The following is a 24,948-nucleotide window of genomic DNA, read 5'->3' on the forward strand; positions in this document are numbered from 1 at the left end:
GCCGGTGGCCGCCGTCAGGCGGCCGGAGACAGCCCCGCCGTCAGATGACGGGGCGACACAGGCAGGTGGCCACGCGACACAGGTCGACCGCGCGCCGTTTGGTGAGGTGGGTCCCCATGAGCAGGGAGCCTACCAGCCGGTGACCGTGCTGCCACTGGGCCGACCACCATCCGGGAACGACCCGGGCCGTCGTCCGGCCCGGGTCGTCACTCAGCTGACGGAATTGATGGGCACGTTCTTCGCGTCGGCGGTGACCGCCAAGCCTTCCGGCAGCGGACGGACCTCCCGGACGGCGAGTTGGAACGGCAGCTCCGGCAGGGGCACGTCGATGGAGATGCTCTTGGCGAAGTTGTTCAGGAAGGTGCGGGCCAGCGGCAGGTTCGGCAGACCCGCGGCGTCCAGGTCGTTGAACCGCAGGGCGACCGCGCCGTTGTCCGCGACGGTGACGTCGGCGGTGCCGCTGATCGTGATCTTCTGACCGAGGATGTCGGCCGGACCCGTGACGGCGAGCTTGCCGTTCTGCTCGCCGAGGACGAGCCCCGGGCGCTTCAGCAGCGCGGTCAGACTCTCGTAGCTGATCGTGCCGGTGCCGTTGACGGTGTCCGCCACGACATCACCCTGGCCGGTGCGCAGGGTGTCCAGCGACGCCCGCACATTGCGAGCGTCCACGTTGAGCACCGGCAACCGCACGGTGTCGCCCTCGACCGGGGCCTGCACGTCCCGCAGTTTGATCGAGATCCGCTCGTAGCGGCCGTCGAGCACCTGGGTGAGGAACGGGACTCCGGCGACCTCCACGTCCGGCTTGGTGGACTGCCCGCCCTGCTTGGCGACCTCCTGCTGGACGCGCTCGCCGATCATCCGCTCGGCGACCCCGACGGCCACCCGGTCGGCGACGACCAGCAACCCGGCCAGCAGCAGGAGCAGCACGAACAGCCCGATGAGCAGCTTGCGGCCACGCCGTCGGGGTCGCGCCTCGTCCACCGGATAGTCCTGCGCCACGCCGCCTCCTGTCTCCGCCCGTCGCATCGCGACGGGTCGTTCACACCGACGCCGCAGGGCGGCGCACCCGTTGGTACCCGAGCGGCTCCGTGCTCAACCGTGACTCAGAGGAAGAGCATGCACATGGCGTACGCGGCCGGCGCCGCGAGGGCGAAGCCGCCGAGCGGACCCTGCATGTGCCGGGCCACCCACATCGTGGGCGTCTCGCCGGCCATCAGCCGCCCCGCCTCCGCGTACCCCACGGCGAGATCGGAGAGGACGGCGGTGACCGCCGCGACCAGGCCGATCACGGCGGCCCGGGTCGGCGTGAAGGGGGCCACCAGGTAGCTGCCCAGGAGTGCGCTGGTGAGCGTGCCGACCATCGCGCCGGCCACCACGCCGGCGGCGCCCCGCGGCACCTGCGGAGCCAGTCGGGGCCAGGGCAGCACGGCGTCGGTCAACCGGGCGACGGTCAGCGCGACGCCGCTGGCGGACAGGCAGACGGTGATCGCCTGAGTGCCGGCCGGGATCCGGCTGAGCACGATCAGGGTGCCGAAGGCCACCACCCCGACCAGGATGAGCAGCGTGGCGCCGAGTGAGTCGGTGACCCGGACCCGGTCGACCCGACGGACCAGCTGGCCGAGCACCGCGGCGAGGAACCCGCCGGCCGCCAGGTAACCCAGCGGCGCCAGGCCGGCGACGTCGGTCTGCACCGCGGCGATGTCGACGAGCGCCGCGACCACAGCGCTGATCCCGGCGACCACCAGCAGCGCGGGCGGTCGCATGGCCATGGTCCAGGCCAGCACGAACAGCAACTGGACGCCGAAGATGATGAAGGCAAACGGCAGGCGATGACCGGGACCCGAGGTCTGTGCGCCGAGCACCAGACCGAGTCCGAGCAGCGCGGCGAAGCCGGCGATGGTCACCGCCAACTGGCGGCGCACCTCGACCGGGGGTACGACCTCCTCCTCCGGCTCGTCGACCTCGTCCTCGGATCGGCGGGCCGGCTCACCCGCCCGCCGGGCCCGACGAGGCCCACCCCGTCCGCGGCGACCGCCGTCGGTGGTGGTGGCCGGGCCGGTACGCGGCGCGGGCGGTTGGTCGCGGGTCGGTGTGGCGGCCGGACCCGGGTGGGGCCCGGCGGGCCACGATTCGCGGCCGGCCTCGGGCGACGTGGAGGGAAACACGACCCGATCGTGCCAGACCGACGGCCCGAAGCGGCGGTCACGGGTTTCAGCAACGTTAAAACCTGGGCCACGATCAGGGGCAAGGTAGACAAACGGGAAATGGCCTGACGGCGCGGCCAAGGCGATCGGTTACGCTCAACCCGTTACCCCGCCCGTCAGCGACGCCGGGACCACGCAATTTCTCAGCGCGCTCCTCCGTGAGTGTGTCTGGTCGCGTGCGGCCGTGCGCCGCCGGGACGGAGGTGATCGTGGAAATCCTGCTTCTGGTGACTGCGCGCGCAGGCGAACCGTCGGCTGTGCTGCCGGCACTCGACCTGCTGCCGCATTCGGTTCGCACCGCGCCGCGCGACGTTCGCACCCTGGTCGCGGGCCCCAGCCCGGACGCGGTGATGGTGGACGCCCGATCGGAGTTGAGCGAGGCCCGCGCGACGTGCCGCATGTTGCACGCCACCGGGCTCGGCGTGCCGCTCGTCGCGGTGGTGACCGAGGCCGGCCTGATCGCGCTGAACGCGGACTGGGGCGTCGACGACGTCATCCTCGCCTCGGCCGGGCCCGCCGAGGTCGAGGCACGGTTACGGCTGGCGGTGGGCCGGCTGAGCAACGCGACGGCCGGCGCGGGCGGCTCGATCCGGGCCGGCGAGCTGAACATCGACCCGGACACGTACGCGGCCAAGCTCAAGGGTCGGCCGCTCGACCTCACCTACAAGGAGTTCGAGCTGTTGAAGTTCCTGGCCCAGCACCCGGGTCGGGTGTTCACCAGGGACCAGCTCCTGCGCGAGGTCTGGGGCTACGACTACTTCGGCGGCACCCGCACGGTGGACGTGCACGTCCGGCGGCTGCGCGCCAAGCTCGGCTCGGAGTACGAGTCGATGATCGGCACCGTTCGCCAGGTCGGCTACAAGTTCGTCGTGCCGCCGTCGCGTTCGCTGCCCGAGGCGGAGCACGTGCCACTGCCGGTCTGATCCGCGAGTCGCCCCGACCGATTTCCCATATGCCCCTTTTGCGCAGCTTGGCAGTCCTATTCTGACTGCCGGGTTTGTCGGAAAAGGGGGGCGGCTGTGCGCGCAGTGACCACGGGGGCGACGGGCCGGCGTGACCGGCCAGGCGGGCAGAGGCCGTGACGCGGGGCAACTCGACCGCGAAGGCGGCCGGGATCGTGACGGTGGTGGTGGCGGCACTGCTCGGCTCGGCGTACGCGCTGGGCCGCAGTCTCGTGCCCGACCAGGTTCCGGGGCTCTCCACCGGGGCCACGACAAGTGCCGACGGGCCGCACTACGCCGACCAGCCCAGCGGTGGCGAGCCCAGCGGCACCCCGGGCGCCAGCACCGGCCCCGCCGAGACCGGTCAGGACGGGTCGGCTCCGGAGGCGAGCACCGACAACCTGTTCGGCGCGCACGCCACCTCCGGCTCCCCACGTCTCGCGCTGACCTTCGACGACGGCCCCGACCCGCGCTACACCCCACAGGTCCTCGCCCTCCTACGCGAGTACGACGTGCACGCCACGTTCTGCGTGGTCGGCGAGAACGCGCAGAACCACCCCGACCTGATCCAGGCGATCGTCAACGAGGGACACACGCTGTGCAACCACTCGTGGCACCACGACGTCGGCCTGGGTGCCCGCTCGGCCGACGCGATCCGCTCCGACCTGCTGCGCACCAACGCGGCGATCCGGGCAGCGGTACCGAACGCGCCGATCGTCTGGTACCGCCAGCCGGGCGGTGCGTGGACGTACCCCGTGGTGTCGGTGGCTCGGCAACTCGGCATGACCCCGTTGCACTGGTCGGTGGACCCGTCGGACTGGGAACTGCCCGGCGCCGGCAAGATCACCGCGACCGTGTTGACGCAGGCCGAACCGGGCTCGGTGGTGCTGCTGCACGACGCCGGCGGGAACCGGCAGGGCACCGTTGACGCGCTGCGCCGGATCCTGCCCGACCTGACCGCCAGGTTCGAGTTGGAAGCGCTGCCCACCGACCCGACGTGAGGCGCGGCGTCCGGGTCCGCGCCGATGCTGGCGTGAGCGACCGCGAGCGGTCATGCCTCTGGCCGGCCTGCGGCGCGCCCGGACGACGACCCGCCGCGTTAAAGATTCGTCCGGACACGCAGCGGATACGGTGGCGGAATGAGCAGCGCGGAGCCGACCAGCGACCAGGTGACCCGGACCGACCGACTGGCGCCGGCGGAGATCGGCGAGATACTGGCCCTCGCCAGCGTCGCCGGCGACACCGACGGCGCGGACCCGCTGGACGAGCACGTCCTGCTCCGCCTCCGTGACCCGGACGCCCCGGCCCTGCACCTGATCGCCCGCGCCGACGACGGCACCCTCACCGGGTACGCGCACCTGGACACCACCGACCCGGTCGGCGGGATCGGGGTCGAGTTGGTGGTGCACCCCGGGTACCGACGCCGGGGCACCGGTCGCGCGTTGGCCCGGGGCGTACTCGCCTCGGCCACCGGGCCGCTGCGGGCGTGGGCGCACGGCGACCACCCGTCGGCCGCGGCGCTCGGCGTCGACCTCGGGTTCACCCGGGCGCGGGTGCTCTGGCAGTTGCGCCGCCCCCTGGCCGCTCCGCTGGGTGAGCCGCGCCTGCCCGACGGAGTGGCGCTGCGCGCGTTCCGGCCCGGGGCGGACGACGCGGCCTGGCTGATCCTCAACTCACACGCCTTCGCCGAGCACCCCGAGCAGGGGCGGTGGACCTCGGACGACCTGCGCGTCCGCCTCGGCGAGCCGTGGTTCGACCCGGCCGGCTTCCTGCTCGCCGAGGAGACCGCCACCGGTCGGCTGCTCGGCTTCCACTGGACCAAGGTGCACGAACGCCCGGGGTCGGCCCGGATCGGCGAGGTGTACGTGCTGGGCGTGGAGCCGACCGCGCACGGCGGCGGGCTCGGCCGGGCCCTGACCACCGCCGGGCTGGCGTACCTGCGGGACAAGCGGGGCCTGGACCGGGTGATGCTCTACGTGGACGAGTCGAACGCCGGCGCCGTCGCGCTCTACGAGCGGCTGGGCTTCGCCCGCTGGTCCGCGCACATCAACTACCACCTGGGCTGACCGCCCGACCGTCGCGGTGGGCGGGTCACCGGTGGGTAACGGCCGGGCGTCGGCAACATAACGACGAACCGGAAATATGCCCATACTTTCTGACAGGTGCATCCGGGTTCACTTAACGGACAACTCGCCCTCAGCAAGCGGTCATCTCGACGGCCGTACGTGTTCACCTCGCGTTCACTTGCGACCGGCGAACCGGCTACCTGGCACTTCTAACTTTCGTGTCAGCCGGTCAGTGCCGGTCCTCGGGCCCCGGGATCGGGGCGCCAAGTCAGACGCGAAGGGAAACCCCTCAGGTGAAGCTCCAGCGGTACGGCACTATTGCCTGCCTCGCTCTTGCCGCGACGCTCGGCCTCAGTGCATGCGGCTCGGACAACAACGAGCCCGCCTCCGGCGCGAACGCTTCGGGCTCGGCCGCCGCGGTCGACTGCGCTACCGGCACGCTGAACGCCCAGGGCTCGTCGGCGCAGAAGAACGCCATGGCCGAGTGGATCAAGGCGTACCAGCAGAAGTGCCAGGGCACCACGATCAACTACGAGGCTTCCGGCTCGGGCGCCGGCATCCAGGCGTTCATCGCCGGGACCGCCGACTTCGCCGGTTCCGACTCCGCGCTCAAGCCGGAGGAGCAGCCGCAGGCGGACGCCAAGTGCGTCGGTGGCAAGGCCATCCACCTGCCGATGGTGATCGGCCCCGTTGCCGTCGCCTACAACGTCAGCGGCGTGGACAACCTCCAGCTCAAGCCGGCCACCCTGGCGAAGATCTTCGCCGGCAAGGTCACCAAGTGGGACGACGCCACGATCAAGGCCGACAACCCGGAGGCCAAGCTCCCGGCGACCACGATCCAGACCATCCACCGCTCGGACGAGTCGGGCACCACCGACAACTTCACCAAGTACCTCTCGAAGACCGCTGAGAGCGACTGGACCCTGGGCAACGCCAAGGCGTGGAAGGCCCCGGGCGGCACCGGCGCCAAGGGCTCGGACGGCGTGGCCAGCAAGGTCAAGGCTGCCGACGGCTCCATCGGCTACATGGAGTGGTCGTTCGCCGACAACGCCGGTCTGAAGATGTCGAAGATCGGCAACGGCAACGGCGAGTTCGCCGCGCTGACCGCCGAGGCGGCCGGCAAGACCATCGCCGGCGCTGGCATCGAGGGTCAGGGCGACGACCTCAAGCTGAAGATCGACTACAACACCAAGGAGGCCGGGGCCTACCCGATCGTCCTGGCGACGTACGAGATCGTCTGCAGCAAGGGCCTCGCGGCCGACAAGTTGAAGCTGGTCAAGGGCCTGCTGGGCCACGCTGCCAGCGCCGAGGGCCAGGCCTCTCTCACCGAGCTGGGCTACGCCCCGCTGCCGGAGACGGTCCGTACCAAGGTCGAGACCGCGGTCAAGAACCTCTCCTGACCCGATTCCACACCTCCGCAACCGAATCGAGCGAGCAGATGGGTGAAACCCCTCACCGCTCGGCCGACGCCGGCACCGGTGGGACGCGCGTGACCCAGAGTCACGAGTGGTCCGCCGGTGCCTCGGCGCGTGTGGCCGAGGCACCAGTCAGCACCCGATCCCCGGGCGGCACCGGGCTGGGCGGCGGCGGCGCGCTGCCGCGCAGCCGCAAGTTCGGCGCCGAGCGGGCCTTCCGCGGTCTCACCCTGGCCGCCGGCACCGCCGTTCTGGTCATCATCGCCGCCATCGCGATCTTCCTGGTCGCCAAGGCGGTGCCGGCCCTACGCGCCAACACCGAGAACTTCTGGTCCTACGAGGGCTGGTCCCCCAACGAAACCCAGCCGAAGTTCGGCATCGGCGCGCTCGCCTTCGGCACCGTGCTCAGCTCGGCGCTCGCACTGCTCATCGCGGTGCCGGTGGCGCTCGGTATCGCGCTCTACCTCTCGCACTACGCGCCGCGCCGGTTGGGCACCGCGCTCGGCTTCCTGGTCGACCTGCTGGCCGCCGTACCGAGCGTGGTCTTCGGCCTCTGGGGACGAGACGTCTTCAGCAGCCCGGTGCGGGACTTCTCGGTCTGGCTGAACCAGCACTTCGGCTGGATCCCGCTCTTCGGCGGTGACGGCCCCTTCGGGGCGTCCGTCATGCTGGGCGCCCTGGTGCTCGCGATCATGGTGCTGCCGATCATCACCTCGCTCTCCCGTGAGGTGTTCCTCCAGACGCCGACCGCGAACGAGGAGGCCGCCCTCGCCCTGGGCGCCACCCGCTGGGAGATGCTCCGCACCGCGGTGCTCCCGTACGGCCGCCCCGGCATCATCGCCGCGATGATGCTCGGCCTCGGCCGGGCGCTCGGCGAGACCATCGCCCTGGCGCTGACCCTCGGCATCACCTTCAACATCTCGTTCAACCTGATCCAGAACGGCGGCAACACCATCGCCGCCAACATCGCCAACGCGTTCGGCGAGGCGAACGAGACCGGCCGGGGCGCGTTGATCGCCTCCGGCCTGGTGCTGTTCGCCATCACGCTGATCGTCAACATCACGGCGCGGGCGATCATCTACCGCCGCCGGGAGTTCACGGAGTCGGCCGCATGACCACAACCGTCACCTCCCACCGCACCCGGCCACCGGCCCAGCCCGACTCGCTGCGGGCCAAGCGACTGCCCTGGTACGCCGCCCCGGCCATCGCCGTGGCGGCCCTGGCGCTCTCCGCCGTGCTCGTCTACGGCACCGACATCGGCGGCCCGGTCCTCGTGGTCGTCCTCGGCGCTGTGCTCTACCTGGTCGGGCTCTTCGCCGCGGCCAACGCGGTCGAGGGGCGCCGGTCGGCCCGCAACCGCACCTGGAGCGCGCTGATCCACTCCGCGTTCGTGTTGGCGGTGCTGCCGCTGGTGTCGGTGGTCTGGACGCTGGTCAGCAAGGGCACCGAGCGGCTGGACGGCAACTTCTTCCAGACCTCGATGAACAACATCGGGGCCCGGGACGCCAACGGCGGCGCGTACCACGCGATCGTCGGCACGCTGGAGCAGGTCGGCATCGCCACCCTGATCACCGTCCCGCTCGGCGTTCTCTGCGCCATCTACATCGTCGAGTACGGCCGGGGCAAGTTCGCCTTCGCGATCCGGTTCTTCGTGGACGTGATGACCGGCATCCCGTCGATCGTCTCCGGCCTCTTCGTGCTGGCGTTCTGGGTGCTTGTCGTGTCGCCGTGGTTCAACGACGGCCGGCCCAGCTTCTCCGGCTTCGCCGCCGCGCTCGCGCTGAGCGTGCTCATGCTGCCCACCATCGTCCGGTCCACCGAGGAGATGCTCCGCCTCGTCCCGGCGCCACTGCGCGAGGGCGCCTACGCGCTCGGCGTACCCAAGTGGAAGACCATCCTGCGGGTGGTGGTGCCGACGGCGCTGCCCGGCATCGTCACCGGCGTCATGCTCGCCATCGCCCGTGCGGCCGGCGAGACCGCGCCGGTGCTGCTGGTCGCCGGCGGCGGCGCCGCGATCAACACGAACCCCTTCGAGAACAGCCAGTCGTCGCTGTCCCTCTTCGTCTACCAGCAGGCCGGTGACGCGTCGAAGTACGCACCGGCACGGGCGTGGACCGCGGCACTCACCCTGGTCGCCCTCGTGCTCATCCTGACGATCGCGGCGAAGCTGCTGGCCCGTCGCAACCGGCTCAGCCGATGAACCCCGGAGGTACCACCATGGCCAAGCGCGTCTCCGCCTCGAACGTCACCGCGTACTACGGCAGTTTCAAGGCGATCGAGAACATCAACCTGACCGTCGAGCCGAAGACCGTCACCGCCCTGATCGGGCCGTCCGGTTGCGGCAAGTCCACGTTCCTGCGGTCGATCAACCGCATGCACGAGGTGCTGCCGGGCGCCCGGGTCGAGGGCAGCCTGACCATCGACGACCAGGACATCTACGACCGGGACGTGGACGTCACCGCGGTCCGGCGCACGATCGGCATGGTCTTCCAGCGACCGAACCCGTTCCCCACCATGAGCATCTTCGAGAACGTGGTGGCCGGGCTGAAGCTCAACGGGGTCCGCAAGAAGTCGATCCTGGAGGACGCGGCCGAGAAGGCGCTGCGCGCCGCGAACCTGTGGGACGAGGTCAAGGACCGGCTGGGCAAGCCCGGCGCGGGCCTCTCCGGCGGTCAGCAGCAGCGGCTCTGCATCGCCCGGACCATCGCCGTCGAACCGCAGGTCGTCCTGATGGACGAGCCGTGCTCGGCGCTGGACCCGATCTCCACCCTGGCGATCGAGGACCTGATGTTCCAGCTCAAGGACAAGTTCACGATCATCATCGTGACGCACAACATGCAGCAGGCCGCGCGGGTGTCGGACCGGACCGCCTTCTTCTCGATCGAGAAGACCGGCGACCCGGGCCGGCTGATCGAGTACGACAACACCCAGAAGATCTTCAGCAACCCCAGCGTGAAGAAGACCGAGGACTACATCACCGGCCGCTTCGGCTGAGCCGCCGACCCCTACCCAGGATCGCGCTCGATCAGGGATGTGGTGGCCTCACCGCGCAACGGAGGCCACCACTTCCACGTTCGAGCGCGATCTTTCGGTAGGAGCGAGCCCAGCGGGCATCGGTCAGCTCCGGGTCAGCCCAGGACGAAGCGGGGTTCGCCGTTCGGGGGCAGGTCCAGGCGCGGGGTGACCGGGGTCGCTGCGTCCCGATGAGCCGCCGCGCGGGCCACGCCGGCCAGCTCGCCGGCCGCCGCCACCTGGGCCAGCGTGACCAGGGTCGGTGGCAGCATGGTCAGCTCGCCGGCCCGAGCCCGGGCCAGCGCGTCCGCCGGGCGGATCCAGAGCGTGTGGTCGGCCTCGCCGGAGACGTCGCGGGTCCGCTGGCCCGCCGGCAGCAGGGCCACGAAGAAGTACGTGTCGAAGCGGCGCGGCTCGAACTCCGGGGTGATCCACCGGCTCCACGGCAGCAGCAGGTCCGACCGCAGGGTGAGCTGTCGGTTGGCGAGCAGCTCGGCGAAGCCCAGCCGGCGCCCCTCCAGGTCCTGCCGGGCGGCCTCCCAGTCGTCGCCGCTGACGTCGCCCACCACGGTCGCCGGGTCCGGACCGGCGAGCAGCACGCCCGCCTCCTCGAAGACCTCCCGAGCGGCGGCACAGACCACCGCCTGCGCGGCCTGTGCGGCCACCCCGAGCCGGCCCGCCCACTCGCCCGGCGTCGGGCCGGCCCAGTCCAGGTGCGCCTCCGAGTCGGAGCGGTCCACCCCACCGCCGGGGAAGGCGTACATCCCGCCGAAGGTCATGGCGGCGACCCGGCGGATGACGTACACCTCGAAGTCGACGTCGGTCGGACGCAGCAGCAGCACGGTGGCGGCGACCCGCGGCGTCACCGGGGTGCCGCCCTCGGCCTGGAACCGGCGGGCGTGCTCGACCAGGGCGGCCGGGGCGGCGAAGCCGTCACTGTCGATCGTCATGCCCGCGAGCCTAGTTCCCCGACCGGCTGGCGCTGGCTCGCCGGCGACGCCCACGCCTCCTTTGCTCTGCTTCAATCCAGGCAACAAGAATGTCCGCTCACTGTTGCGTCGGTTGAAGCAGAGCAAAGGGCGCGGGTACGTGTGGTCGGCCGGCGGACCGCGAGGTTCGGCGCGCGCTGCGGAGCGGTCCGGAGCGCACCGGGGTCCCGCCGGATGAACTGGCCGGCGGCCGGGCAGTGGGCGGTTCACCCGGCTCGGCTAGCGTTCCGGCATGACTCGTTGGGGCATCCTGGCCACCGGCCACATCGCCAGCCGTTTCGCCGAAGACCTCCGGCTGGTGCCGGACGCCGAGCTGGTCGCGGTCGGCTCGCGCGCCGTCGAGAGTGCGCGACGGTTCGCCGACACGTACGGCGCGAAGCGCGCGTACGGCTCCTGGGTGGAGTTGGCCGCCGACCCGGAGGTGGACGCGATCTACGTGGCGACTCCGCACTCCGCGCACCACGAGGCGGCGATGACCTGCCTGACCGCCGGCCGCGCGGTGCTGTTGGAGAAGCCGTTCACCCTCGATCTGGCCACCAGCACCGAACTGGTGGACACCGCCCGCGCCGCCGGAGTCTTCCTGATGGAGGCCATGTGGATGCGGCTGAATCCGCTGATCCTGCGTGTGGTCGACCTGATCGCGGACGGCGCGATCGGCACGGTGACCGGCGTCCGGGCCGACTTCGGGGTGGCCGGGCCGTTCCCGCCGGAGCACCGGATGCGCAACGCGGCGCTGGGCGGGGGCGCCCTGCTCGACCTGGGGATCTACCCGATCAGCCTGGCCCACCTGTTGCTCGGCGTGCCGCAGCACATCCGGTCCTGGGCGCAGCTCGGCCCGGAGGGGACGGACGAGAACACCGGCATGCTGTTCGGCTACGACAGCGGAGCGCTGGCAACGCTGAGCTGCGGCATGGTCGGGCTGAGCGGGCAGACCGCCTCGATCACGGGTACCACCGGGCGAATCGACCTCCCGGAGCCGTTCTTCCGGCCGGGTGCCGTGGTCCTGCACCGGGCCGGCGCGGAGCCGGAGACGATCGTCGCCGACGGGGCCGGCAACGGCTACCAGTACGAGGCGATCGAGGTGCAGCGCTGCCTGGCCGCCGGGCTGACCGAGAGCCCGGTGGTGCCGCACACCACGACCCTTGAGGTGATGGCGCTGCTGGACACGGTCCGCGAGCAGATCGGCGTCCGGTACGAGTGACACGAACGGCCCCGGTCGCGGTGACCGGGGCCGTCGAGGTGCCGGGTCCGGTCAGCCGAAGAGCGGCCGGACCAGCAGGTAGGTGACGCAGGCGATCAGCGCTGCGGCCGGGAACGTGATGATCCAGGCGAGCACGATGTTGCCGGCGACGTTCCAGCGGACCGCGGAGAGCCGCTTCGTCGCGCCGACACCCATGATCGCCGAGGTGATCGTGTGGGTGGTGGAGATCGGGGCCTTCAGTACCAGGGCGTTGAAGTAGAGCACCGCGCTGGCGACCGTCTCGGCGGCGAAGCCCTCCGGCGGCCCCAGGTCGATGATCTTACGACCGAGGGTGCGGATGATCCGCCAACCACCGGCGTACGTGCCCAGGGCCAGCATCGTCGCCGAGGTCCAGAACACCCAGCCCGGGATGTGCGTCTTGCTCTCCTGGAAGCCGCCGGTGTAGAGCGCCAGCACGACGATGCCCATGGTCTTGGCGGCGTCCTGCATGCCGTGACCGACCGACATGGCGGCCGCCGAGGCGGTCTGCGCCCAACGGAAGCCCCGGTTGAGCTTGCCCGGCTGCCCCTTCCGGAACAGCCAGAGGATGGCAAGCATCAGCAGGTAGCCGAGGGTCAGGCCGACGATCGGCGAGAGCACCATCGGCAGCAGCACCTTCTCGCCGATGTTGCCCCACTGCACGATGCCGCCGGTGGACAGCAGGGTCGCGCCGACCAGGCCGCCGAAGAGCGCGTGCGAGGACGACGAGGGCAGACCGAAGTACCAGGTGATCAGGTTCCAGGCGATCGCCCCGAGCACCCCGGCGAAGACCACGCCGAGACTGTTCACCCCGGTCGGGAGGGTGACCAGGCCGTCGCCGACGGTCTTGGCGACGCCGGCGCCGAAGTGCGCGCCGACGAAGTTGCCGACCGCGGCGAGGCCGAGGGCGATCCTGGGGGTCAGCGCCCGGGTGGAGACGCTTGTCGCGATCGCGTTGGCGGCGTCGTGGAAGCCGTTGGTGTAGTCGAACGCCAGGGCTACCCCGATCACCGCCAGGACGGCGATGAGTTCGGGTGTGAAGGTCACCGGCTCAGGACTCCTTGACCGCGATGGTCTCGACCGTGTTGGCCACGTGCTCGAAGGCGTCGCAGGCGGCCTCCAACTCGTCGGCGACCTCCTTCATCTTCAGCACCGTCAACGCGTCGTACTCACCGGAGAAGAGGCGGACGAGCAACTGCCGGTTGATCCGGTCGCCCTCGTTCTCCAGCCGGTTGCACTCGATCCAGTAGTCCTCAAGATCCTTCATCGACTTCAGCCGGGGCATCGCGTCGGCGGTCAGCTTGGCCTGCTGGTCGAGCACGTTGACCATCTCGTGCAGCTCGCGGGGCAGCGCCGGCAGCTCGGTCAGCCCGTACAGGTAGAGCAGGTCGCCCACCGCTTCCAGGTGGTCCATCACGTCGTCGAGCAGCGAGCCGAGCCGGTAGATGTCCTCCCGGTCGAACGGCGTGATGAACGTCGAGTTGATCTTCTTGTACAGGTCATGGGTGATCTGGTCGCTGTCGTGCTCGACCTCGGTCAGCCGCTCGCTGACGGACTGCACGTCCACACCCGGCAGGGCCAGCTCGTTGAGCAGCGCGGTGCCCCGGACCAGGTTCTGCGCGGCCCTGGTGAAGAGCTCGTAGAAGGCGCCCTCGGTGGGGCGGAAGGAAAACTTCACAGCACAGACCTCGTCGCGTCGGTGGAAGGGTGGCGGCGCCCGAAGAACGTCCGCTCGGTGAATGCTAGGAGCCGGTAGAACCGCGAATTCGCCGGCCCACCCCTGGCCAAGCCTCATTCACCGCTCGTTCACCTGCTGTTCATCTCGGCCGTCCCACCTGCAACCACTCCCCCAGCAACCAATCGCTCCCGCTCACGATCGACGTCGAAATCGGCAGCCGGATACCCCAGGTCGAGGGTGTCGAACGTCTCACGCAGCAGATGAGCCACCGCCCAGTCCCGGTACCACTTACGGTCCGCCGGCACCATGAACCAGGGCGCGGCGTCCGTGCCGCACCGGCTGAGGGCCTCGGCGTACGCGGCCTGGTAGTCGTCCCAGTGCGACCGGGAGTCGACGTCGGAGGGGTTGTACTTCCAGTGCTTGCGTGGGTCGGTGAGCCGTTCCAGCAGGCGCTTGCCCTGCTCGGCGTACGAGATGTGCAACATCACCTTGAGCACGGTCAGCCGCCCCTCGGTCAGCTCCCGCTCGAACGAGTTGATCTCGTCATAGCGGGCTCGCCAGGTCGCCTCCGGCACCAGCGAGCCGACCCGGGCGATCAACACGTCCTCGTAGTGCGAGCGGTTGAACATCCCCACGTACCCCGGCGGCGGCAACTCCCGCCGGATCCGCCACAGGAAGTCGTGCCGCAACTCCTGGCGGGTCGGCGGCCCGAACGAGCGGATGTGCAGGCCCAGCGGGTTCATCGCGCCGGCCACCCGCTTGATCGTCCCGTCCTTGCCACCGCAGTCCATCGCCTGGAGCACCAGCAGCACCCGGCGCGCCGGGCGGTCCGACCCGGTCTTGGCCATCGCGTAGAGCATTTCCTGCTGCCGGGCCAGTTCGCCGCCGACCAGCTCCACCTGCTCCCGTGCCCAGGCCTTCCGGTGCTCGCCGCGCCCCGCCGTACCCGGCACGCCGGGCGTGGACCGCGGGTCGACCGCGCCCAGATCCACGGGTGCGGTGACCCGCAGCAACTCCCGCACGGAACCGCCGTCCGGTGCCACGATCTGCCCTTGCCGGGGTGCGCTCATCCACGGATCATCGCCCAATCGCAGGCGATCCGCCCGCCGAGGCCCACCCGGCCCCACCACCGGTCGGCACGGTCCGCGGGTCCGACCCGCCGTCGGGTACGGGACCGGCGGCGCGGCCGGTCCGCGGGTCCGACCCACCGTCGGGCGCGGGGCTGCCGGCGCGCACGGTCGGCGGGAGGATGGACGCCTGGACGGTGCCGGCGGGGAGGGTGGTGGGTCGTGCGGGATCTGGCGACGGAGTTCGAGGCCGAGCGGGGGCGGCTGCTCTCGGTGGCCCGCCGGATGCTGGGCAGCCGCAGTGAGGCGGAGGACGCCGTGCAGGAGACCTGGCTGCGCTACGCCGGGGCTCTCGCCGACCCGAGCGCCCGCGCCGAGATCCGCGAGCTGTCCGCGTGGCTGACCACCACCTGCGCCCGGATCTGCCTGGACGTGCTCCGCTCGGCGCGGGTCCGCCGGGAGGCGTACCCCGGGCAGTGGCTGCCGGAGCCGGTGGTGAGCCCGTTGGGCGCGGCGACGACCACGGACGGGTACGCGCCGGACCCGGCCGAACGGGCGGTCCGCACCGACCAGGTCGGCACGGCGCTGCTCGTCGTGCTGGAGCGACTCGCGCCGGAGCAGCGGGTCGCGCTCGTGCTGCACGACGTGTTCGCGGTGCCGTTCGCCCGGGTCGCCGACGTGCTCGGCACCACCGAGGTGGCGGCCCGGCAGCTCGCCCACCGGGCACGCCGGGCGGTCACCGCGCCGGACGTGCCCCGGCACACCGCGGACCTGGCCGAGCAGCGCCGGGTGCTCGAAGCGTTCGTCGCCGCCACCGAGTCCGGCGAGCTGGACCAACTGCTCCAGGTGCTCGCGCCGGACGTGGTCTTCGTCGGTGACTCCGGCGGGCACTACCCCTCGGCCCGCCAGCCGGTCGTCGGCGCGGACGCCGTGGGTCGCTTCACGCTCGGCCTGTTCGGCCGGACCGGTCGCTACGCCGGACGGGTGCTGGCCCGGCTCGTGCTCGTCGATGGCGCGCTCGGCCTGCAGATGGAGACCGTGCACAGTGACGGACGGCCGATCCGCCTGGTCACCGTGTTCGCCGTGGACCAGGGTCGGATCACCGCCATCTACAACCAGATCAACCCGGAGAAACTGGCCGACCTGCCCTCGCTCGGCGACGACGACCGCTGGCCACCGCGCTGGTAGACGGCCGGGCGCGCGGCGTCAGACCACCAGGCCCAACCACTTGCGGTACGAGGTGGCGAACGGCTCGGTGCCGTCGCCGAGCGCTCCGAAGAGTCGTTGCGCCGCGGCCTCGGCCTCGGCCACCACGTCGTCCGGGTAGCCGAAGCGCGCCCGGTGCTCGGCGAACTCGTCCTCGTCCAGCAGCTCCACCAGGCCGGTGGCCCGACGCCGGACGACGTCCAGGTCCAGGTCGATCAGGTGGACGGTGTCGTCGGACTCCCAGCGGGCCGGGGTGGTGATGTCGCAGTAGACCTCGCTGGTGCGGGGCGGGGGGTTGAACATGGCTGTCCACCAGGCGCGGTGTGGCACCAGCAGAACGAACGGGATCTTCTCCACCGACGGCCGGCCGTGGTAGACCGACTCGGTGCCCTGGGGCACGCCGAGCCAGATGCCGAGGTCGTCCTCGGTGAGCCGGCGGGCCGGGTAGTCGCGGTGGGCGCTGCCGTCGTACTTGCGGTAGATCACACGGACCATGTCGCTCGGCATGATTCGCACCCTAACCGATACTGCCCACCCGTCGTAGTGCGGCGGTAACCGGGCGGCGCGACCTGGACAACAAGCGTGGCCGGTCGCGCGCCACGCGGCGGAGGGGCACGGCCGGTGTCGGCGGCGGCGGGTACCGTCGCACGGTGACTCCGCCCCGCAGCACCACCGGTTCCGCCACTCCGTCGGCCCGCGCCAAGGGCCGGCGGCGGGGTGCCCGGCCCAGCGGCACGGAGCTGCTGGCGGCGGCGGTCGGCGCGGTGCCCGGCGGCGCGGAACGCCCCGGCCAGCTGCAGATGACCACGGCGATCGAGGAGTGCGTGGCCGGCGGCGAGCACCTGCTCGTGCAGGCCGGCACCGGCACCGGCAAGTCGCTTGCCTACCTTGCGCCGGCGCTCACCGTGGACGGCCCGGTGGTGGTCTCCACCGCCACCCTGGCGTTGCAGTCGCAGCTTGTCGACCACGACCTGCCCCGGCTGGCCGACGCGGTCGAGCCGGTGCTGGGACGCCGGCCCACCTTCGCGGTCCTCAAGGGTCGCCACCACTACCTGTGCCTCGCCCGACTGGACAACTCCACCGAGGAGGAACCGGAGGACACCCTCTTCGACGCCCCCGCGGCCCGTCCGGGGGGCGGCACGAAGTGGCTCGGTGAGGCGGGCCGGTTGGGCAAGCAGGTCGAGCGGCTGCGCGACTGGGCCGAGAAGACCGCCACCGGCGACCGCGACGAGCTGGACCCCGGCGTCGACGACCAGGCCTGGCGGCTGGTGTCCATGCCGGCCCGCGAGTGCGTCGGCGCGACCCGTTGCCCGTTCGGGCAGGAGTGCTTCGCCGAGGCGTCCCGCGCCCGTGCCCGCGAGGCCGACATCGTGGTGACCAACCACAGCCTGCTCGCTGTCGACATGCTCGCCGACCGGCACATCGTGCCGCCACACAAGCTGCTCATCGTCGACGAGGCGCACGAGCTGGCCGACCGGGTCTCCTCCGCGGCCCAGGCGGAGCTGGTGCCGGAGCTGATCGACCGGACCACCCGGCGGGCCCGTACGCTGCTGCGGCCGGAGACCGCCGAGGCGCTCACCGCCGCCGGTGACGCCCTCGCGGTCGGGCTGGCCGAGGCGCCGGCCGGGCGACTCACCGCCGGGCTGCCGACGCCGCTGCGGGAGGCGTGCACGCTGCTCGACGCGGCGACCCGCTCCGCGCTGGACGCGATCGGCGACATCAAGTCCGACGATCCCGACCCGGTCCGCAAGCAGCAGGCCAAGGCCGCCCTGGACGAACTCTCCACCACCGCCCAGCGGCTGCTGGAGGAGGGCGACCACGACGTGGCCTGGGTGGAGAAGAACGACAGCGGCAGCCGTCGGGCGCTCGTCGTCGCGCCGCTGTCGGTGGCCGGCACCCTCGCCACCCACCTGTACGACGAGCGCACCGTCGTCGCCACCTCCGCGACCCTGGCGTTGGGCGGTCGGTTCGACACGGTGGCCCGCGCCCTCGGGTTGGACGCGCCGCCGCCCGCCCCGCCGACCCCCGCCGCTGCCGCACAGGCTGCCCGCACCGGCCCGGGTCGCCCGGTCGCCGAGTCACCGGGCCGTCGGCTTGCCGGCGACGCCGCCCCGAGTGCTGTCGTACCGGCGAGCGAGGGTCCCGGTTGGCGCTCACTCGACGTTGGTTCGCCGTTCGACTACGCCCGGCAGGGCATCCTGTACGTCGCCGCGCACCTGCCCCGCCCGAGCGTCTCCGGGCTTCCCGACGCCGCCGGGGAGGAGTTGTTGGGGCTGGTCGAGGCGCTCGGTGGTCGTACTCTCGGGCTTTTCTCCTCTCGGCGGGCGGCGCAGCAGGCGGCGGAGCTGCTGCGCGCGCGGACCGACCTGCCGGTGCTGTTGCAGGGCGAGGAGGCGCTGCCGTTGCTGGTCCGCCGATTCCGGGAGGAACGGGCCAGCTGCCTGTTCGGCGTGATGTCGCTCTGGCAGGGCGTGGATGTGCCGGGTGACGCCTGCCAGCTCGTCGTCATCGACCGACTGCCCTTCCCACGCCCGGACGAGCCGTTGGCGGCGGCCCGTGCCGCGGCCGTGGACGCGGGCGGTGGTTCCGGCTTCTCGGCGGTCAGCGTGCCGATCGCGGCGGTCCGGCTGGCTCAGGGTGTGGGCCGGCTGATCCGGGCGACCGGCGACCGGGGCGTGGTCGCGGTGCTCGACTCCCGGCTGGAGACGGCCCGTGGCTACGGGCCGTTCCTGCGCCGCTCGCTGCCGCCGTTCTGGTACACGACCCGCCCCGAGGTGGCCCGGGGCGCCCTGCAACGCCTCGCCAAGTCCTGACCCAGCCCCGCCGCGCGACGGCCCGGCGGGTCAGGGGGCCTGGGAGGCGACGACCACCGCGTCGGGTGGGGTGTCCGGGACCCTCCGGGCGGCGAGCCGGCGGACCCCGGTGTTCAGCACCGCGATGAGCGGCACGGAGACCAGCGCTCCGGTGATGCCGGCGAGTACGACACCCGCGGCGATGCCGATGATCACCGCGAGCGGGTGGAGGGCGACCGCTCGTCCCATGATCAGCGGTTGGAGGATGTGGCCCTCCACCTGCTGCACGAGGATCACTGCTCCGAGGATGATCAACGCGATACCCGGGCCGCTGTCGACGAGTGCCACCAGCACCGCCACGCCACCGGAGAGCGCCGCGCCGACGATCGGGATGAACGCGCCGAGGAAGACGAGCGCGGCCAGCGGGAAGGCGAACGGGATGTCGAAGACGACGAGGAAGATGCCGATGCCGACCGCGTCGATGAAGGCCACCAGGACTGTCGCGCGGACGTAGGCGCCGAGCGTGTGCCAGGAGGCGCGGCCCGCGTCGTCGACCTTCCACCGGGCGGCCACCGGCAGCAGCCGGACCAGGAAGCGCCAGATCCGGTTGCCGTCGCGCAGGAAGAAGAACGTCGCGAAGAGCACCAGGAGCGTGCCGGTCAGCACCTCGGCCAGGGTGGCGGCGGTGCTCAGTGCGCCGCTGGTGAACTTCGAGGTGTTGTCGTTGATCCAGGCCTGCGCCTCGTCGATGTAGCGGTCGAGCTGGGTGTCGGACAGGTGCAGTGGACCCGTCTTCAGCCAGTTCTGGATCTGCCGGACGCCCTCCGAGGACTTCTCACTCAGCTCGGGCACACCTCGGATGAACTCGTTCACCACGAGCGTCAGCGTGCCGATCACCGCGGCGAGACCGCCGACCAGCACCACCGCCGTCGCCAGCGACCGGGGCAACCGAGCCCGCAGCAGCCAGCCCACCGCCGGCGCGAGCAGCGCGGAGAGCAGCAGCGCGATGGCCAGCGGAATGATCACAATCTTGACGGTGCTGACGATCCTGAGCAGGGCCCAGGCGACCACACCGATCACGATCAGCCGCCAGCACCAGGCCGCGGCGATCCGCAGCCCGTGCGGGACGTCGGCGTCGTCCCGGCTGGAGGTCGAGCTGTGCAGGTCCACCGGAGGTTCCGCGCCGAAGACCGAGGCCGTCGGCGGTGCGGTCGGCCCCGGCACGGCGGGCGACGCCACCCGTGCGGCGTCCGACACGTCGCCCAACTCGTCGGGCGAAATGCCCTCGTCGGCGCGCGCCGGCTCCTGTCGTGACTGGTAGGCGCGACGAAGCCGCCCGCGTACCCGCTCGAAGCGGCTCAAGCGCACCTCCTGGCAGTTGTACCGGCCCGCCCACAGCGACAGGTCGGACAGCATACGTCCGTTCCGGACACCGTAGGGCAGTTCCGCCACACAATGCCCCGACCACCACCGGCGTAACCACCGGCGGACCCGCCGTCGGCCACACGGTAGCGTCTGCGGCGTGACCGCCGACAATGATCTGGACGCCGGCCTGCCGATCCGCCTGTTGCACGATCGAGTGCTGGTGCGGATGGAGGGCAGCGAGGGCGAGCGCCGTTCCACCGCCGGCATCGTCATCCCGGCGACGGCCCAGGTCGGTAAGCGCCTCGCCTGGGCCACGGCGGTCGGGGTGGGGCCGAACGTGCGCGCCATCGTGTCCGGCGACCGGGTGCTCTTCGACCCCGACGACCGCTCCGAGGTCGAGCTGCACGGCCGCGGGTACGTGCTGCTGCGGGAGCGCGACGTGCACGCGGTGGCCGCCGAGCGGATCGAGAACGACCCCACCGGCCTCTACCTCTGACGCACCTCCCCCGGCCAGCAGGCCGGGCCGCGCATCGTTTGCCCGGCCGCACGACGGGAAGCCATCCGGCGACCGTGGCCCTGGGGAGGGACGATGCCAGTATTCGTGAAGAAGCTGTTGACCTGGGGCAGTGTCGCGTTCCTGATCTACTTCATGGCCTTCCGGCCGGACGGCGCCGCGCAGATCTTCAAGGCCATCGGTGGTGCGCTGATGGCGATGTTCCAGGGCTTCGGTGACTTCCTCACCTCGCTGATGACGTGAGGCCGCCGGCCGGGGGCGCCCGCCGTCAGGGGTGACCCGGGGGCCACGGCGCCGCCGGGCGCGGGCCGGGCCAACCGGGCGGGGCGTAGCCCACCGGAGGCTGCGGCGCGGGGGCCAGCACCACCGGGATCGGCACCACCGGGTCGTCCGGCGCTTCCACCGGCCGCTGCGTACCGTCCGGGAAGCGCAGGTGGTAGCGGCTGCCGTCCCAGACCCCCGTCGGGGTCTGCGGGTCCCGACCGACGAAGAACGACCGGTACGCGTTCATCGCGTCCAGCAGCTCCCGCTCCTCCCGCGCGGTCCGTTCCTGGTCGGCGGGCTTGCGGTCCAGGCCGCGCACCGAGCCGTCGCGCAGCAGGGCCAGTCGGGTGGCGGTGGACTGGTAACCGCGCATCGCCCGCACCCCGGCGTCGCCGGCCACCCGCCGCGCCCAACTGCGGGCCGCGTGCCGCCGGCCGAGGCTGCTCAGCGCTGCCACCTCGGGTGGGCTCAGCCAACCGGCGCGGACGTAGTCCGGCAGGGTCCGCTCGGTGAGCCGCCCCTCCCAGGCGCGCAGCCACACCGCGAGACCCACCATGCCGAAGAAGACCGGCACCATCAGGCCCAGGAAGCCGTACAGCATGATCAACGCCTCGCCGGTGACCTGGGTCAGCGTGGGCAGCAGGTTCCACGTGCCGTGCAACATCATCGCCAGCAGCAGGCCGCCGATCGGGGCGAGCACCCGGACCCGCCGGTCGGCCGTCCGCGCCGCGATGCCCAGCCCCACACCGGTCATCGAGGTGAAGAGCGGATGGGCGAACCCGAACAGCAGGATCCGCAGGATGAAGATCGAGATGACCTGGTTGACGCCGGTCACCGGGCCGTACCGGTCGGCTCCGGACGCGTAACCCAGCCCACCCAGGTAGAGGATGTTCTCCACCATGGCGAAGCCGACCGCGGACAGCCCGCAGTAGACCAGGCCGTCGGTGATCCCGGACCACTCCCGTCGCCGGAACACCAGCAGCAGGATCGGTCCCAGCGCCTTGGTCAACTCCTCGATGAACGGCGCCACCAGCACGCCGGTGAGCGCGTCGGGCAGCCCCCAGGCGGCGAACCGGTTGGCGGCGAATTCGTTGACCGTGAGCGAGGCGGCGGTGGAGACGAATGCTCCCCAGCCGAAGCAGAAGATCAGATACTTCAACGGCTCCGGTTCGTACCGGTCCAGCCAGAGGAAGCAGGCGACCAGCACCGGCACCGGCAGGATGGCGGCGGCCACCCCGATCAGCAGTGCCTGCACGCCGAGCGACTGGCCGAGCCTGAAGACGATGAACACCGCGCAGGCGGCGATGAGCAGCACCACCCCGGCCAACACCAAAAACCGCCGCCAGCCCAGCCGGCGCAGCGGCATCCGGGGCGCTCCACCGACGGACGGGGCCGCGGGCGCGGGCGGCGACGGCAGGGGCGTACCGGGCGGGGTGTCGGCCATGCGGTCAGCGTAGCCATCCGCCGCCGGCTGGTCCGGTCGCATCGGTTGCCGCTATGCTGCCCGCAGGTCACGAGTGCCAGCGTTCAGCCCCGGCTTGCTGGCCGGCAACCCTCGTCGAGTTCGCGGTGGGGTGCCCCGGGTGATGACCGGGCCCAGCCCGATCGGTGTGCTGGGCAAGCGCGGACCCCGTCCCGATGCCGCACCCGGGGTCCCTGACCCCGGAGGTTCCGGCATGCCCGTCACCCTCGTTCCCTCGCTGCCCACTTTGCCCACCATCGCGCCCGCGTCGGTGCCGCTGGACGTCCTCGGCGTGCCCGGTGAGATCAACCTGGACTACGCGGCGAGCGCACCGTGCGCGCGGGCCGCCGCCGACGCGGTGGCCGAGCTGCTGCCCTGGTACGCCAGCGTGCATCGCGGCGCGGGAGCGCTGTCGCGGCGCTGCACCCTCGCGTACGAGCAGGCGCGGCAGACGATCGGTGACTTCTTCGGCGTCCGGGCGGACGATCACGTGATCTTCACCCGCAACACCACTGACGCGCTCAACCTGCTGGCGCGGTCGCTGCCGGCCGGCACGACGGTGGTCACCTTCGCCTCCGAGCACCACGCCAACCTGCTGCCCTGGCCCCGCGGTTCGGTACGGCTGCCGGTGCCGGCCGATCCCGCCGGGGCGGTACGCGACCTCGCCGCCGCCCTCACCGAGCTGCGCCGGGGCAGCAGTCCGGCGCTGCCGGTGCTGGTCGCGGTGACGGGTGCGAGCAACGTGACAGGTGAGCGGTGGCCGGTCGCCGAGTTGGCCCGGGTGGCGCACCGGCACGGTGCCCGGATCGTGCTCGATGCCGCACAACTCGCCCCGCACGCCCCGGTCGACCTGTTGGCGCTCGACGTCGACTACCTGGCCGTGTCCGGCCACAAGCTGTACGCGCCGTTCGGTGCGGGCGTGCTGATCGGCCGGGCGGACTGGCTGGACGCCGCCCCGCCGTACCTGGCGGGTGGGGGCGCCACCAGCCACGTCGGCCCGGCCACCCACGACGTGACCTGGGCAACCGGTCCGGCCCGGCATGAGGGTGGCACCCCGAACCTGCTCGGCGCGGTCGCGCTGGCGGCCGTGTGCGCGGCGCTCGGCGCGGCCGACCGGGACGCGCTGGCCGCCCACGAGCAGGCGCTGCTGGCACGACTGCGGACCGGCATCGAGGCGCTGCCGCACGTGGTGGAGCTGCGCACCTTCGGCCCCGACGCGCCGCGGGTCGGCATCGTCTCGTTCCTGGTCGCCGGCTGGGACTCCGCCGACGTGGCCGCGCGGCTGGCCAGCACGCACCGGATCGGCGTACGGGACGGGTTGTTCTGTGCCCACCCGCTGGCCCGGCGGCTGCTCGCCGAGGCGGCGGGGCGTACCGGCCGACGGGACCTGCCGCCCACGGCGTTGCGCGCCAGCCTCGGCCTGGGCAGCACCGTCGAGCAGGTGGACCGGCTGCTCGCGGCGCTCGCCGAGTTGGGCTGAGGAGCGCGGCGCGGTCAGCCGACGGGCGGGGCGGTCGGCGGTTTCGGCGCCTCGCCCGGCTCGGCCGGCTCACCGACCGGCCGCTCCTGCTCCCCGAAGGCGGTGCGGATCCACCGGTTCGCCTCCTCCTGCTCGATTCCGGAGGCCACCAGCAGGTCGCTGGCGGTGGTCCGGATCTGGGCGACGACCACGCTGCCGGAGAAGCCGACGCCGGCGCCGTACGCCCGACCCGCCTCGCTGACCGCCCGCAGCGACCGCTCCCGGGCCTTCTCCGGTTCCTCGCCGGCGGCGAACTCGTGTTTGAGCAGCCGGACCGACTCGGCGAGGTGGCCCATCGCGTCCGGCATCGGATCCGGTACCGGCTCGTCGTCCTCGATCAACGTGACGGACCGGCGGATCAGCGTGCCGGTGTTGCGCATCGCCCGGTCGATCGGGTCGGCCGCCTCCGCGTAGTGGATCAGCTCGCTGCGGCGGTGCCAGCGGGCCGGGGAGAGGGTGGCGGTCTCCTTCGCCCCCTCGATCGCCTCGGCCAACGTGGCCAGTTCCTCCTTGTTGTTGCGCAGCCGGTCCAGGGCCCGTTGGACGCCGGCGCGGTCCCGGTTGCGCAACCCGTCCGCGGTGGCGTCGAGCTGGGCGGCGAGCAGGTCCAGCGCCGGCCGGGCGGCCCGGTTGATCACCCGGAGCGGGTTCAGCGGCAGCAGCACGGCGGTCACCAGGAGCGCGACGCCGCCACCGAGGAAGGCGTCCACGAAGCGAGGGATCTCCAGATTCTGGGTTGATGGGCTCAGCGTCACGATCAGTACCGCCGTGGCCGCCGCCTGGATGACGATGGCGACGCTCGCCCCGGCGAAGATCGTGAACAGGATCGCGACGGTGACCACCAGGCCGAGCTGCCAGGCCCCGGTGCCGAGCAGGTAGATCAGGAAGTCGCCGATGGCCACCCCGATCCCCACCCCGGCGATCAGCTCGATGGTCCGGCGGAACCGCTGACCGACCGACGCGGCGAGGGTGCCGACCGCGGAGATCGGCGCGAAGACCGGTTGCGGGTTGCCGAGCACCTTGTGCGAGATCAGGTACGCCAGCCCGGCGGCAAGCCCCGCCTGCACGGCCAGCCCGCCGGCCATCCGTACCCGGTGCAGCCGGTCGTGCAGGGTGGCCCGGCCGCGATCGCGCAGTTGCTCGGTGGCCTCGGCGATCCGTGCGCCGTCGACGTCCACCAGCCCGTCGCGCAGCGCGGTACGTCGCACCATTGGTGGTCGCTTGTCCCGGGCCAC

General features: G+C 72.0%; 24 protein-coding genes and 1 riboswitch. Of the genes, 13 read left to right on the top strand and 11 right to left on the bottom strand.

Going from position 1 to position 24,948, the window contains the following annotated elements; translation table 11 throughout:
* Nucleotides 1-40: 40 nt before the first annotated feature.
* The 3 genes from AB0C25_RS07295 to AB0C25_RS07305 form a co-directional block, all read right to left on the bottom strand.
* On the bottom strand, nt 41-118 hold the full coding sequence (locus AB0C25_RS07295) for an Ms5788A family Cys-rich leader peptide (protein WP_310503780.1): 78 nt from the start codon (nt 116-118) through the stop codon (nt 41-43).
* Nucleotides 119-210: 92 nt separating this feature from the next.
* Nucleotides 211-999 carry a DUF2993 domain-containing protein gene (locus tag AB0C25_RS07300; RefSeq protein WP_357370513.1) on the bottom strand — a complete coding sequence of 263 codons (789 nt, stop codon included), beginning with the start codon at nt 997-999 and terminating at the stop codon, nt 211-213.
* Between the two features lie 104 nt (nt 1,000-1,103).
* Nucleotides 1,104-2,165, bottom strand: coding sequence for a hypothetical protein (locus tag AB0C25_RS07305; RefSeq protein ID WP_357370515.1), 1,062 nt, complete (start codon nt 2,163-2,165; stop codon nt 1,104-1,106).
* A 242-nt stretch (nt 2,166-2,407) separates the two neighbouring features.
* On the opposite strand from AB0C25_RS07305, the gene AB0C25_RS07310 reads away from it, so the two are divergent.
* The 7 genes from AB0C25_RS07310 (at nt 2,408) to pstB (ending at nt 9,620) form a co-directional block, all read left to right on the top strand.
* Nucleotides 2,408-3,127 (top strand): response regulator transcription factor, encoded by a 720-nt coding sequence (locus tag AB0C25_RS07310; protein ID WP_357253767.1) that lies wholly within the window; start codon nt 2,408-2,410, stop codon nt 3,125-3,127.
* Nucleotides 3,128-3,282: 155 nt separating this feature from the next.
* Nucleotides 3,283-4,146, top strand: coding sequence for a polysaccharide deacetylase family protein (locus tag AB0C25_RS07315; RefSeq protein ID WP_357370517.1), 864 nt, complete (start codon nt 3,283-3,285; stop codon nt 4,144-4,146).
* Nucleotides 4,147-4,284: 138 nt separating this feature from the next.
* Nucleotides 4,285-5,211 carry a mycothiol synthase gene (gene mshD / locus AB0C25_RS07320; RefSeq protein ID WP_357370519.1) on the top strand — a complete coding sequence of 309 codons (927 nt, stop codon included), beginning with the start codon at nt 4,285-4,287 and terminating at the stop codon, nt 5,209-5,211.
* Between the two features lie 293 nt (nt 5,212-5,504).
* A complete protein-coding gene (pstS, locus tag AB0C25_RS07325) occupies nt 5,505-6,611 on the top strand; it encodes a phosphate ABC transporter substrate-binding protein PstS (RefSeq protein ID WP_357370521.1) in 1,107 nt (368 codons plus the stop codon).
* A 38-nt stretch (nt 6,612-6,649) separates the two neighbouring features.
* Nucleotides 6,650-7,741 (top strand): phosphate ABC transporter permease subunit PstC, encoded by a 1,092-nt coding sequence (gene pstC, locus AB0C25_RS07330; protein ID WP_357370523.1) that lies wholly within the window; start codon nt 6,650-6,652, stop codon nt 7,739-7,741.
* Complete coding sequence (pstA, locus tag AB0C25_RS07335; protein ID WP_357370525.1) at nt 7,738-8,826, top strand: phosphate ABC transporter permease PstA; 1,089 nt, start codon at nt 7,738-7,740, stop codon at nt 8,824-8,826. The genes pstC and pstA overlap by 4 nt, the downstream gene beginning before the upstream one ends.
* A 17-nt stretch (nt 8,827-8,843) precedes the next feature.
* The gene (gene pstB / locus AB0C25_RS07340) at nt 8,844-9,620 is read left to right on the top strand and encodes a phosphate ABC transporter ATP-binding protein PstB (RefSeq protein WP_357370527.1); all 777 of its coding nucleotides are present in this window, start codon (nt 8,844-8,846) and stop codon (nt 9,618-9,620) included.
* 134 nt (nt 9,621-9,754) lie between these two features.
* Here the strand turns inward: pstB and AB0C25_RS07345 are convergent, their stop codons facing one another.
* A complete protein-coding gene (locus AB0C25_RS07345; protein ID WP_357370529.1) occupies nt 9,755-10,588 on the bottom strand; it encodes an NUDIX hydrolase in 834 nt (277 codons plus the stop codon).
* A 271-nt stretch (nt 10,589-10,859) separates the two neighbouring features.
* Between AB0C25_RS07345 and AB0C25_RS07350 the strand changes: the two genes are divergently transcribed.
* Complete coding sequence (locus AB0C25_RS07350; RefSeq protein ID WP_357370531.1) at nt 10,860-11,828, top strand: Gfo/Idh/MocA family oxidoreductase; 969 nt, start codon at nt 10,860-10,862, stop codon at nt 11,826-11,828.
* A 51-nt stretch (nt 11,829-11,879) separates the two neighbouring features.
* Here the strand turns inward: AB0C25_RS07350 and AB0C25_RS07355 are convergent, their stop codons facing one another.
* The 3 genes from AB0C25_RS07355 to AB0C25_RS07365 all read right to left on the bottom strand — a co-directional run bounded on the left by AB0C25_RS07355 (nt 11,880) and on the right by AB0C25_RS07365 (nt 14,594).
* A complete protein-coding gene (locus tag AB0C25_RS07355; RefSeq protein WP_357370533.1) occupies nt 11,880-12,893 on the bottom strand; it encodes an inorganic phosphate transporter in 1,014 nt (337 codons plus the stop codon).
* A gap of 4 nt (nt 12,894-12,897) precedes the next feature.
* Nucleotides 12,898-13,524 (bottom strand): DUF47 family protein, encoded by a 627-nt coding sequence (locus AB0C25_RS07360; protein WP_053655020.1) that lies wholly within the window; start codon nt 13,522-13,524, stop codon nt 12,898-12,900.
* A 128-nt stretch (nt 13,525-13,652) separates the two neighbouring features.
* Entirely contained in the window at nt 13,653-14,594 is a 942-nt protein-coding gene (locus AB0C25_RS07365) for a PPK2 family polyphosphate kinase (protein WP_357370535.1), read from the bottom strand.
* A gap of 219 nt (nt 14,595-14,813) precedes the next feature.
* On the opposite strand from AB0C25_RS07365, the gene sigJ reads away from it, so the two are divergent.
* Nucleotides 14,814-15,779 (top strand): RNA polymerase sigma factor SigJ, encoded by a 966-nt coding sequence (gene sigJ / locus AB0C25_RS07370; RefSeq protein ID WP_357370537.1) that lies wholly within the window; start codon nt 14,814-14,816, stop codon nt 15,777-15,779.
* A gap of 18 nt (nt 15,780-15,797) precedes the next feature.
* Here sigJ and AB0C25_RS07375 read toward each other — a convergent pair whose 3' ends face one another.
* Nucleotides 15,798-16,304 carry a DUF402 domain-containing protein gene (locus AB0C25_RS07375; RefSeq protein WP_357253747.1) on the bottom strand — a complete coding sequence of 169 codons (507 nt, stop codon included), beginning with the start codon at nt 16,302-16,304 and terminating at the stop codon, nt 15,798-15,800.
* 143 nt (nt 16,305-16,447) lie between these two features.
* Between AB0C25_RS07375 and AB0C25_RS07380 the strand changes: the two genes are divergently transcribed.
* Nucleotides 16,448-18,610 carry an ATP-dependent DNA helicase gene (locus tag AB0C25_RS07380; RefSeq protein ID WP_357370539.1) on the top strand — a complete coding sequence of 721 codons (2,163 nt, stop codon included), beginning with the start codon at nt 16,448-16,450 and terminating at the stop codon, nt 18,608-18,610.
* Between the two features lie 30 nt (nt 18,611-18,640).
* On the opposite strand, the gene AB0C25_RS07385 is transcribed toward AB0C25_RS07380, so the two are convergent.
* A complete protein-coding gene (locus AB0C25_RS07385) occupies nt 18,641-20,005 on the bottom strand; it encodes an AI-2E family transporter (protein WP_357370541.1) in 1,365 nt (454 codons plus the stop codon).
* A 106-nt stretch (nt 20,006-20,111) separates the two neighbouring features.
* On the opposite strand from AB0C25_RS07385, the gene AB0C25_RS07390 reads away from it, so the two are divergent.
* Nucleotides 20,112-20,450, top strand: coding sequence for a co-chaperone GroES (locus AB0C25_RS07390; protein WP_355027574.1), 339 nt, complete (start codon nt 20,112-20,114; stop codon nt 20,448-20,450).
* Between the two features lie 93 nt (nt 20,451-20,543).
* Nucleotides 20,544-20,711: a hypothetical protein gene (locus AB0C25_RS07395; protein WP_357253742.1), complete on the top strand. Its 168-nt coding sequence runs from the start codon at nt 20,544-20,546 to the stop codon at nt 20,709-20,711.
* Between the two features lie 25 nt (nt 20,712-20,736).
* On the opposite strand, the gene AB0C25_RS07400 is transcribed toward AB0C25_RS07395, so the two are convergent.
* Nucleotides 20,737-22,218 carry a PrsW family glutamic-type intramembrane protease gene (locus AB0C25_RS07400; protein ID WP_357370543.1) on the bottom strand — a complete coding sequence of 494 codons (1,482 nt, stop codon included), beginning with the start codon at nt 22,216-22,218 and terminating at the stop codon, nt 20,737-20,739.
* Nucleotides 22,219-22,241: 23 nt separating this feature from the next.
* A riboswitch (SAM riboswitch) is annotated at nt 22,242-22,362 on the top strand.
* A 46-nt stretch (nt 22,363-22,408) separates the two neighbouring features.
* Between AB0C25_RS07400 and AB0C25_RS07405 the strand changes: the two genes are divergently transcribed.
* On the top strand, nt 22,409-23,674 hold the full coding sequence (locus AB0C25_RS07405) for an aminotransferase class V-fold PLP-dependent enzyme (protein ID WP_357370545.1): 1,266 nt from the start codon (nt 22,409-22,411) through the stop codon (nt 23,672-23,674).
* Nucleotides 23,675-23,688: 14 nt separating this feature from the next.
* On the opposite strand, the gene AB0C25_RS07410 is transcribed toward AB0C25_RS07405, so the two are convergent.
* The gene (locus tag AB0C25_RS07410) at nt 23,689-24,891 is read right to left on the bottom strand and encodes an FUSC family protein (RefSeq protein ID WP_357371064.1); all 1,203 of its coding nucleotides are present in this window, start codon (nt 24,889-24,891) and stop codon (nt 23,689-23,691) included.
* Between the last annotated feature and the right edge of the window lie 57 nt (nt 24,892-24,948).

Source organism: Micromonospora sp. NPDC048839, from assembly GCF_040649915.1.
GTDB lineage: Bacteria > Actinomycetota > Actinomycetes > Mycobacteriales > Micromonosporaceae > Micromonospora.